Raw genomic sequence first — 10,860 nt, 5'->3', positions numbered from 1 at the left:
TTTTTTTATTTCTTGCTCTTACCGCTTACTCATACGCTGCACAGATTACAAATCTGCGCTATCATATCCGAGCTATCGGGATTAATACTGTAATTTACAAAAAAAAGAATTTTGAATGATTATAACAATATGAAAATCAATAAAATAATTCCTTAACTTAATGACATTGGGCTTAGCGGTAGCGGGGGATTTATTCATTATCGGGTATATATTCATACTCCTTTAACGCTTCTAACTCTTTGGCAACCTTTGATTTCCATTTTTGCTGATTATCTTGTTTAACGACAACTTCAATATCATATAACTCATTCAATTCTCCATTCGCTTTGAGGTTGTTATTAAACAAATCTTGATAACTTTTAAAGTCTGTCACTCTCTTTTCATTAAGTTCACAAAATGCCTTTCTAATCTTTCTTGCATGAAGTTCATAAATATCAAAATGTATTTGTTCGTGTACTAAGGACAAGGAATCTTTAGTCGATGTCCAAGAATCGAACTTGAGAAAATGACATCCTATTTCAAATCTTGGAACTCCATTAGACCAATACGTCTTGATAGTTTTTATTCTACCGTGAACTTCTGCAAGGGCATTTATCTTATCTTCTACAGGATCACCCTTAAAATCATCCCAAGTTAATTGTCTATCCTTTTGCCATAAAATCAAACTATCATTTTCTATAACAACTTCTTGTGCAAAAGAACCACAAAAGACTAAAGATAGTATGACTATAAAAAATCGTATCATTGTTTAGGATTAATAATTCTAAAGTTTTGGGTATTCCTTCTGGTATTACCCTGTTTTCTTTTTTCAAAAATAACTTCTCCTTGTCTAGCTCTAACTCTACCAGGGCTAACCCCTCTACGTACTAAAAATTCAACTATCTTTCGACCTCTTTTGCTAGACTGACTTCTTGCTCGTTGTTCAAAATTAGGGTCATTTCGTAAAGAGTTCACCCCTGTATAATTTACATATACCTCTAATTTTACTTGTGGGTAATCTACCAAAGTCTTTATAATTGCATTTAAGGTACGTTTGGTCATAGCATCAATTGCAAGATTTGTGCCATCTCCTGTAAATTGAATATGCGTAGGCACATTTATTCTTGTTCTGAATTCTCTACCCTCAAATTGAGGGATAGCAGGTTGTCTCGGATTAGGTGTTTGTATATCAGGCAACGATAATTGTGGTAACTCTAATGGCTGAGCTACTATAGAAACAGGATTAAAATTAGTAACAGCATATGCATCTTTCTGAACAGTCCCAGGAGGATCAGTTCTGTTTATTGTTCCTTTTTTCTTCTTTTCGTTGTTTCTTCTATTACCTGTAGCTCTTGAAAATTTCTTTTCTCGGGTACCATCAGGAAGTAGATTATTTTTTCCAAATAATATTTTGTTAACTGTTCTACATAACCATCCACATTTACCAAAACCAAAGTCGTCAATAAATTGTATTGGGTTATTATTAGCTAATGAGTAAGGGGATTCATTATTTATAAAATCTGCCATAGGATCAACTACCATAAACCTACCAATAGTAGGGTCATATTGTCTTGCTCCTAAATCAAAAGTGTTTAAGTCTAAACTTTGCTCAAATTCTTTCCCATTAAAAGAGTAGTTGTGCTTTCTACCATTAACCATAGAATTAGGATGATTTGCTCCATATTGATGTTGCAGTCCAAAAGGATAATAATTCTTCTCCTGTACGATTTCACTTTGAGTAATAGAGCCATTTTTATCTGCATCTTTATATGATAACCTAATATTTCCAAGATGATCTTTATATTGGTACACATACTTATACCCATCAGCTTCTTTTTCTACATAGCCTTCGGGTGTGCTAAAAAACTCCAGAGTACCATTTTTATAGACGTAGTTACCTGTGTAATCAGTCTCTGTTGATGAACTTCCCTCTGTAACGATCTTTTTTAGTTTCACTCCAGTGGCGTCGTAAATATAAGTAATATTTCCTGTTCCTGTAGTATTACTAATTCTTATTGTTTCTGGTAGATTTAAATGATTATAGATAATCCCTGTAATTCCTTTGTTAAAATCTGTAATCATATTACCATTGGCATCATAGATATAATCATCATTGGTATTGGTACCATCTTTAAAACCAAAGGTTTTATTACCTGTATCAACCACCTTTTGTAGTGTATTACCTTCATTATAATGATAGGTAAGTATATCCATACCTGTATAGTTAGCCCCGTTTTGAAAGCCATTTCGAGTTAGAGACTCGATATTACCCATCTTATCATAGGTTACATTACTCAGGTTGTAATTAGTAGTATTTCCTGTAGCACTGTTAATTCTATTTAATGCATCATAAGAATAGGTATACCATCGTTGTGTATGATCATTAGCAGTTTTCCACTCTGTTTCTGCTATATTACCATTAAACAAAGGAGTAGCATTATGAGTTGATGTGTTATAATTGATCTTAAAACCAAATAAATCACCATTGGCAGTAGTTCCCTTATTGATCGATTTCAACCAGCCTCGTACATTATAGTCATAAGCTATATCTTGTAATCCTCCTCCTACTTTTTTGGATGCTAATTGCCCCAAGGCATCGTAGGTATTTGATACAATCGTTTCTGGAGTTTGCTCATTGATCTTTTGGGTTTGAGTAAGCAGTCTACCCATATGATCATAGGTAAAAGTATCTAGTGTAACTATTGCTGTATTTGCTCCTTTGGTATGACTCGTTTTGCTTTGTTTTACTTTTCCCACAAAATCAAATTCACTCTCTGTAACATCTGTTGTAGACAGATATTCATTTGTACTAGCTATATAAATTGCGCGCCCTTTTTGATCGTAATAGCTTACTGAGGTAATCCATTGGTTCATATCCAATACTTTTACCTTACTCCCTGTAGGTAATGATTTGGTAGTATTTACAGTAGGTTCTCCATAAACAGTAGCGGGTTGTACAAAAGGTTGTGCAGGAGTGGTGCCTATGAAATCATAATTATCATAGTAATTAATGGTTAACACCTCTGCTGTAGTAACTTTGGGATACCCTCCATCATCATAATACAGAGATATCCCCCCAATAGTTGTAGCTGTTTTACTTGCCACCACCCATAAATCAGCCGTAAAATTATTAGCTTCTGTTTGCAATTGATCCCTTGTTGTCGCTGTAATTGTTATCTTACCTGTATAAGCCACTCTGCCAAAGGCATCATATTTGGTAAAGAGCCATTGGTTCTCTTCTTTTAAAAGAGCATCCTGAGTTAGGATTGGTTGATCTAGTTTGTTATACACTATATACTCCCATCCTTTACCTGGAATTTTCTTTTCTATCAATCGGTTTCTATGATCATATTTGTACTGATAGCATAATTCTGATAGCTCTATAGCAGACACCCCATCCCCAGTAGTTACTTTTGGTGGAATCACATAGGTAAGGTTCCCAAAATCATCATATACATAATAGGTATCATGAGCCAAATTATTGGCATATGTACGTTTTAATAGCACTCTACCTTGTTTGTCTTTATACTCTTTTGTAGTATGGTCATTGAGATAGGTTTGTGTGGGTTGCCAGTTCTCATCTTTGATACTGCTAACATGCAATCCGTTGGCTGGGTAATGCCCTGATTTAACCAATTGGGGTTGCTCTGTATCATTACCCGTAAAAGTTACCTTAAAGTGTACTACCTCTGTAGCGGTATTGGTAGCCCAACCAAACTTGATGGTATGATCTGTATCATTAATAGAATCTGCTTTCCATGCTTTACCAGGAGCGCCTTGTTCTAAGACTCTATTTAGAGGGGAGTTCTCAAAAACCTGCTCTGAGTATGGGTTGAGATCAGCATCGAGCATTCCTGAAAAATCCTCAGAATATCTATTCTTATAATATGTCTTGATTATCTGGTCAAGATCTCCTGTTTTGAACTTACCTGCTATCGTAGACGACTCAAAAGGAAGATACTCCTTGCTCTGTCGCCCAAAATCATCATACGTACTATGGGTAACAATATCTTTCTTATTAAAAGAAGCTCGTACAGCTATTTGTTGTATAGGCCTACCCAAACCATCAAAATAAGTAACATTCTCATGGATATTATCATTACCTATAGTGTTTGGTAATGTGGTGTACTCCTTTTGTGGGGTGCGTTGCCACACATAGTTTTGATCACTTAATGGATAATAAGTTGGTATAATAATTTTTGCAGAAAATGTGGTTCCTGACTTAATCCATGTATTCGGTTTTATTATAATAGCATTTGAAGCTCTTGGCATTCTATCTGCAGCTGTACTAGCACTTGTAATCGTTTTATTGGCAATGGTAACATTGACTGGAGTAGTTTGCGCCTGAACACCAAAGGTTATCAAGAAAACCCATATAATGACGGTGTATATACTGTTATTTTTCATGTTTTATCTTGTTATTAGTGTCCTTTGTAATGATATTCGTTTTGAGATACAATTTTACCCTGATGATCAATCACGCGTTTGAGTCTATGCTGTGTATCATATTCATAATACAAGGTGTAGCCCTTGGGATCGGTCATACTGGTTACTCCTATCAAAGGATCATAGGTATAAGAAGATATCATAGCATTGGGTAATCCTACCCGCATTGCATGGAGCGCATCTCGTAAAGCTCCTTCTTTACCACTACTACCACGAGTACGGTCATTATCTGCATTTGATTGGGTTTGTAATCCAGCAATATATCCTGAGACTTCTATATACGATGCATTCTCGATCTTGGCAATAGGATAAGTATTTTGATACCCCCATATGTAAATAATATGACTACCATCTGCTCTTGAAACTTCTATAGGATTACCAGAGCTATCATATTTATGGTATTGCACCTTATCTGTTAATGGATTGGCTGTGGTAATCGCTCCTTTTGCTGTTTGTACACTTTTAGGGAAAAATGAATTGGTAGCAATCCCTGGCTTAAACAAGGTACGCTGGGTAGATAATAGCGTAGTACCCTTATAGGATTCTGTTTGTATAGGAGTGGCAATACGATGTAATTGCTCTAATTTGAAATATGCACTCTCATCATCAATACTTAAATTGGCCAATTGACCTCTTTTGTTAGGGTAATAGGTTTTCGTTTTTAATTCACTCCCTAGACTGTTTTTCACACCACTTTGTGTCTGAAAATGATTAGGGTGGTCGTATCTATATGATTTCTCAGTAACTACTGGATTCTGCCCATTGGTATCATAGATCGTTTCTTTACTTGAGGTTAGTGCTTTTTTACCTAATGAGATATAACTCTTGTTATAAATAAACTGGTGGTTATATGCTCCACAAGCACTAACAGTACTACCTCCTTGTCCCAAAGCATGGGGTATCCCGTTAGGAATGATTGAATGTAAATAATTAAACGGTAATGTTGATTCACCCAGAGTTGAATAGGTATTATCTATTGATTTAAGCAAGGTATAGGCAGTTCCTGATTTTTTATATACTTTTTGAGATTTTAAGCTACCTCCTGCCCAACTTTTTACTTTATAATTCATAAAATTACCATAGCCCTGAACCTTGATGGTTTGAAGAAAAATTTCTTCTATTGGAAATAAGGGAAAAACTCTCGCACAATCTTGACGTACATAATTAGGGTGTTTGAAAAATGTAAATGCTGATCCAGTACCTGATGCACCTGTATCCATCAAACGATATACAGGAGTAGGCTCATACTCATATACGATTTTACCGTTATCAATTCCTGAAGCATCTGTGTTATACTCTGTAACCTTTGTATACTCTGCAGATGGGCCACCATTTACATTTAATGAATAGGTAGGATGTGAACTAATAATGTTTAAAAGCCCTTCAGGAGGATTTCTATGTAATACTCTATAGTCTCTATCTGCTACTGGAATTAAAACACGAGGTTTATTATAGGTATATTCTTTTTTAGAGGTAAATGCTGTATGAATGCCATCATAGCTAGTAATTGATTTGATACGCAACCCTCCTACTAGTACATCTTTGTTTACAGGTTTATACCCGTCGTATATTTTCCATGATACAATAGCATTAATTCCTGTACATGTATAACCCGGAATAGAATTGGCAAATTCTTCTAGTTCTAGTTGATACGTTCTATTAGCTAATTGATTGATGGTAGCTGAATACCCATTGTCATATTCTTGATCCCAAGACACAAAAGGTCTTTGGTATACATCATTATTTACCTTTACAAAAGCCTTGCGAGAATTTTGATTATGAAGACACGGCCGAAAAGAATATTGTAATACAGGATCCTCAGCTTCTTTAGGAATAGTATAACTGGTTACCATCCTACTTACTCCACATCCAGTATCAGGAGAATCTACTGCAAAAGGCAAGGTTTTACTCTTATAAATAGGTTCGTTTACCGTAACAGTATATTTATTGGCTTCATATTCAAACTCAGTATATCCGCCTGTGGGGTAGGTTATTTTGGTAAGAATCCCTGCCTTTGTTTTTTGTTCATCTGCATTTCTGTCCCCTGTACCCACCTCTTCAAAATGAGGATACGCTCTGTGTTTTTTGCCCATTAAATGAAACTTTGCTCGATGTTTATGCATATAGCTTCCTCTATTTGTATTAGCATACCCCCAAAAATCCTGACCAGAAGAAGCTCTTATAGGTAATGCGGTAGTGTTATACTCAAATGTATATTGCTGGGAATTAAGCACATTGCTATAAACATCTACTCCCGTTAATTTTAGTGATTTACGATACGCCTCTGTACCTAACTCACTTTGAAGGTACCTATCATACCCTCCACCAGATCGATTGTAATAATCGTATTTAAAAGAGATTTGCTTAATCAATGTAGCATTCCCATTGATAGTACTATATACTTTTATATGATTTAATTTACCAGATTGGCTATCTAATCGGTCTAAACTATACTCAAACAAGACATAGCCCGTTTTAAAATCTATTCGCTTGAGCGTTTTTTCATACGATTTGTACTCTAATTCTCCATTACGTCGACTAACTTCTGGAAGATTAGGAGTCCAAGGATCTCCAAGCATATCTGTAGCAGAAGCCAAACTCATTGAGATTTGATCCCCTGTTTTTTCGCTTTTTTTATCAAAAGTATGACTATCATATGATAAAGTGACCTCATCAGTTTGATTGGCAGAGGCAACTTTAGTAAGGTAATATGCTGTAGAATACTTTCTATATCCTGATGCTATATCATGATTTCTATAACGATCTATTTTTTCTATTGCACCAAATTTTAACATGGTACCATTTTCTATCGTTGCATTAATACCAAGACTATCTGTAGTAATATTTATAGGGTTATAGTTCCGAAATACATATTTACTCGTGGTGTGATTATATGTAAATGTACCAGTAGTGCCAGAATAATTAAAAAGAAAATCATCGGCATTAAGATCTGCTCGTTGTTGGGTTACATCTACAAAATAACCCGCATTAGCATGATTAAACTGCACATTACCAAAATCCAGAGAGGTTCCATTACCAGGTAAACCTTTTACACTTCTTACAATCGCTCCACCAGCATTAAGGGTCCATCCTAATCCTACCCAAGAGGCTTCTTCATTTACCCTAATCCCTGAGGTAGCATTATAACTTAAACTGATTGGTATTTCTATATCTCCTTGTTTGATTGTATATAAAGGGATAGAAATATTAGTAGTTCCTAAATTGGTATTTACAGGAAATGCTCCATATTTACCTAAACTTGCCGCGTTAGGTGATATAGGGGCATAAGTGTTAAGTTCCTGAGCAATACCTATGCCTGATAAAAACAGGAATAGATAGATAATGTGTTTTTTCATTAGATGGTATATTTATGTGTTTCTAGATTTAGACAACTTCATTTGATATTTTAATTTTTATTACAGTTTCCACTCATAAAAGTGTACAATGTGTTTATGTCTGTGCATAAATTCAATTTGTTAGGGCAATAGTACAATATAGAAGTACCGTTTTTTGAAACTGTTTATTTTTTTAACTCCTATCTTTTAATTGTTGATGCCATCAGAATTTTTCTAATGGTAACTACTTTTACTATTTATTCTCTTTCTCTTATATTTCACGGATTGCGAATCCCGCTATCAGCTATATATCACGTTTAATTTAGCTTTCTATTACTAGTATATGTTTTGACTTATTAAATTGTTACTATCAATTTTTGAAAAAATTAAATATGAGCTATATCATATGTGTACATTGTCAATTTTAGGGCACTATTATTTACTCTACTACTAATCTAATAGTGTGATTTACAGCTTAAACCTATACCATCCCTGGTCATAAAAAAAACCAGCTACATTGCTGTAACTGGTTCTCTTACTTTGTTGCTTGCTCGTATGTTTTACGAGAAACATTTCTACGTTATCGAGTATACCTAGTTCTAATCTAGGCTATTCTTTTCTCTACAACTTCCCAGTTGATAATATCCATAATATTAGTCAGGTATTCTTTACGTTTATTTTGATATTTAAGATAATATGCATGTTCCCATACATCGATTCCCAGAATTGGGTTTCCTTTTTGTGTTGCTACACTCATCAAAGGGTTGTCTTGATTTTCGGTAGTTGTAATTTGCAATCCTTTTTCGGTTTGGATTAGCCATACCCACCCAGATCCAAAAACAGAAAGTCCCTGAGTTATCATCGATTTTTTAAAATCTTCAAAAGCTCCCAGGTCTTTTTCTATTCTAGCTACCAACTCCTTAGAAGGTGTTTTCTTTTCTGGGGATAAGCTTTCCCAAAACAAGGTGTGATTGTAATGCCCTCCTCCGTTATTTTGTATCGCTTCGGGTAGATTTTCTCCTGCCAGAAGATCTTCTATTGGTTTTTTCTCTATAGATAATTTCGATAGAGCTTTATTAAGCTTATTAACATATCCTTGGTGGTGTTTTGAATAATGGATTTGCATTGTATCTTTATCTATAATAGGTTCTAGCGCATCAAATGCATATGGCAAGTCTGGCAGTGTAAAAAGCGTCTCAGTAACAAGAGGCTTTTTTACTTCTTCTTCTACTTTTGCTGGAGTTGTCTTTTTATTACAACTCGATAGCCATAAAGATGGAGCAGCTAGAGTTCCTCCCACAGCAACACTTCCTATTTTTAGAAATTTTCTTTTATCCATTATCTTCTATTTATGTGTTATTATCGTAAAAACGATCAATGATTTACTCTCCATATTTTGTATTTAAATCAAAGCATGAAGATGTATAGAGTATCGCTTTTTTATATTTCTATAGTTTAGTATAAAATTGTCTATAAAAATAAGCATAAAATAGAATTTGAGGCGCACAAAAAAGTAGCAAAAACGCGAAATAATCTTAAAATAATGTGAATATTCTTACAAGTTTAGGTCAAACAATAGTCCAACTATCTGCAAGGGTTTCTCCTAAATTAAGCTCTTTAATCTCTGAATCAGAACACAAACAGGCATCTAGTTTTTGTTTGATACTATCCTCTTCTAGGTTTTGACCAATAAATACAAGTTCTATTTTGCGGTCTCCTGTTATGGGGTGCCAATCTTTTTCTATTATTTCTTGATTATCTACAAATGAAGGATAGGATGTTCTTTCTGAAAAAGGCATACCAGACCACCATACTCCTGCGTAATCAGTTTGTATAGAACTACCTGCTTGCCCCCATACTAACGCTTGATCAGGACGCGAGTGTAACCAAAAAAGTCCTTTACTTCTTATAATTTGTGGAGGAAATTCTTCTTTCATAAAATGAAGAAACCTTTCTGCATGAAATGGCTTTCTTGCTTTATACACAAATGATGAGAATCCATAAGTTTCGGTTTCTGGTGTGTGATGTGGAGTATTGAGTTCTTTAATCCAACCTGCGCTTTGTTCTGCTTTATCATAATCAAAAATCCCTGTATCGATAATCTCTTTTATTGGGATTTTACCATAGGTTGCAGGTATAATCTTTGCTTCAGGATTTAAAGTATGAATAAATGAGATCAAATAATCGACCTCTTCATTAGAGATTAGGTCTGTTTTGTTTAAAACAATTACATTGGCAAACTCAATTTGATCTGTTATTAAATTAACTATGGTACGATAATCATTTTCAATATTGGTGAGCTGGCGATCAACTAATTTTTCTGGGCTCGCAAAATCTTTTAAAAAATTATAACTATCTATTGTTGTAACCATACAATCTATATAGCTATAATTACTAAGATTAATACCATTCTCTGCTCCTTCAAAAGTAAAAGTTTGCGCTACAGGAATAGGCTCAGAAATACCAGTGCTTTCAATTAGAAGGTAATCAAACTTGTTTTCTTTTGCTAAACGTTCTACCTCTACCATAAGATCTTCTCGCAAAGTACAACAGATACAGCCGTTACTCATTTCTACCAACTTTTCTTCAGTACGAGATAAGACAGTCTCATTTTTTACAAGTTGTGCATCAATATTTATTTCGCTCATATCATTTACTATGATAGCAACTTTGAGTCCTTCTCTATTATTGAGTATATGATTAAGTACAGTAGTTTTTCCTGTTCCTAAAAAACCAGAAAGAATAGTAACTGGTAGTTTTCTCGTATGTTGTATTTTAAAATCCATTATAGCAACTTTGTTGCAATAATAATAAAATTATACATAAATACAATTTTATATTTCTATAAATCCAAATTCTGAACATGAAACCACCAACATAATCACCTCATAATCATATATCCTGTAATTTATTATGGCTATATTCTACTATATGACTGATTCAGTTGTTGTTTTCCAAATTTGCCATGCATTTTGTCCAGCAAGGGCATAGTAGGCAAAGGATTTGAGACGTTGGTTATTCTCTTTTATGCGTTCCAAGACCATAAACCAGTTCATATAATTCTGTAGATATTTAGTTGCCACTCCATTAAATGGTTTCA

5 protein-coding genes are annotated in these 10,860 nt (G+C 34.4%); all 5 read right to left on the bottom strand.

The annotated features are described in order from the left end of the window. Positions 1-190 precede the first annotated feature (190 nt). The 5 genes from CVD18_RS04470 to CVD18_RS04450 all read right to left on the bottom strand — a co-directional run bounded on the left by CVD18_RS04470 (position 191) and on the right by CVD18_RS04450 (position 10,546). Positions 191-745: a hypothetical protein gene (locus CVD18_RS04470; RefSeq protein ID WP_103864249.1), complete on the bottom strand. Its 555-nt coding sequence runs from the start codon at positions 743-745 to the stop codon at positions 191-193. After that, positions 742-4,386 carry a DUF6443 domain-containing protein gene (locus CVD18_RS04465; protein WP_103864248.1) on the bottom strand — a complete coding sequence of 1,215 codons (3,645 nt, stop codon included), beginning with the start codon at positions 4,384-4,386 and terminating at the stop codon, positions 742-744. Before CVD18_RS04465 ends, CVD18_RS04470 begins: the two co-directional genes overlap by 4 nt. Positions 4,387-4,400: 14 nt before the next feature. Continuing rightward, positions 4,401-7,781 (bottom strand): hypothetical protein, encoded by a 3,381-nt coding sequence (locus CVD18_RS04460; RefSeq protein ID WP_103864247.1) that lies wholly within the window; start codon positions 7,779-7,781, stop codon positions 4,401-4,403. Positions 7,782-8,364: 583 nt separating this feature from the next. After that, complete coding sequence (locus CVD18_RS04455) at positions 8,365-9,099, bottom strand: superoxide dismutase (protein WP_103864246.1); 735 nt, start codon at positions 9,097-9,099, stop codon at positions 8,365-8,367. A 229-nt stretch (positions 9,100-9,328) separates the two neighbouring features. Next, positions 9,329-10,546, bottom strand: coding sequence for a GTP-binding protein (locus tag CVD18_RS04450; protein ID WP_103864245.1), 1,218 nt, complete (start codon positions 10,544-10,546; stop codon positions 9,329-9,331). Positions 10,547-10,860 lie beyond the last annotated feature (314 nt).

The organism is Aquimarina sp. I32.4 (genome assembly GCF_002924285.1).
Lineage (GTDB): Bacteria > Bacteroidota > Bacteroidia > Flavobacteriales > Flavobacteriaceae > Aquimarina.
This window is presented reverse-complemented; position numbering and strand designations above follow the sequence as displayed.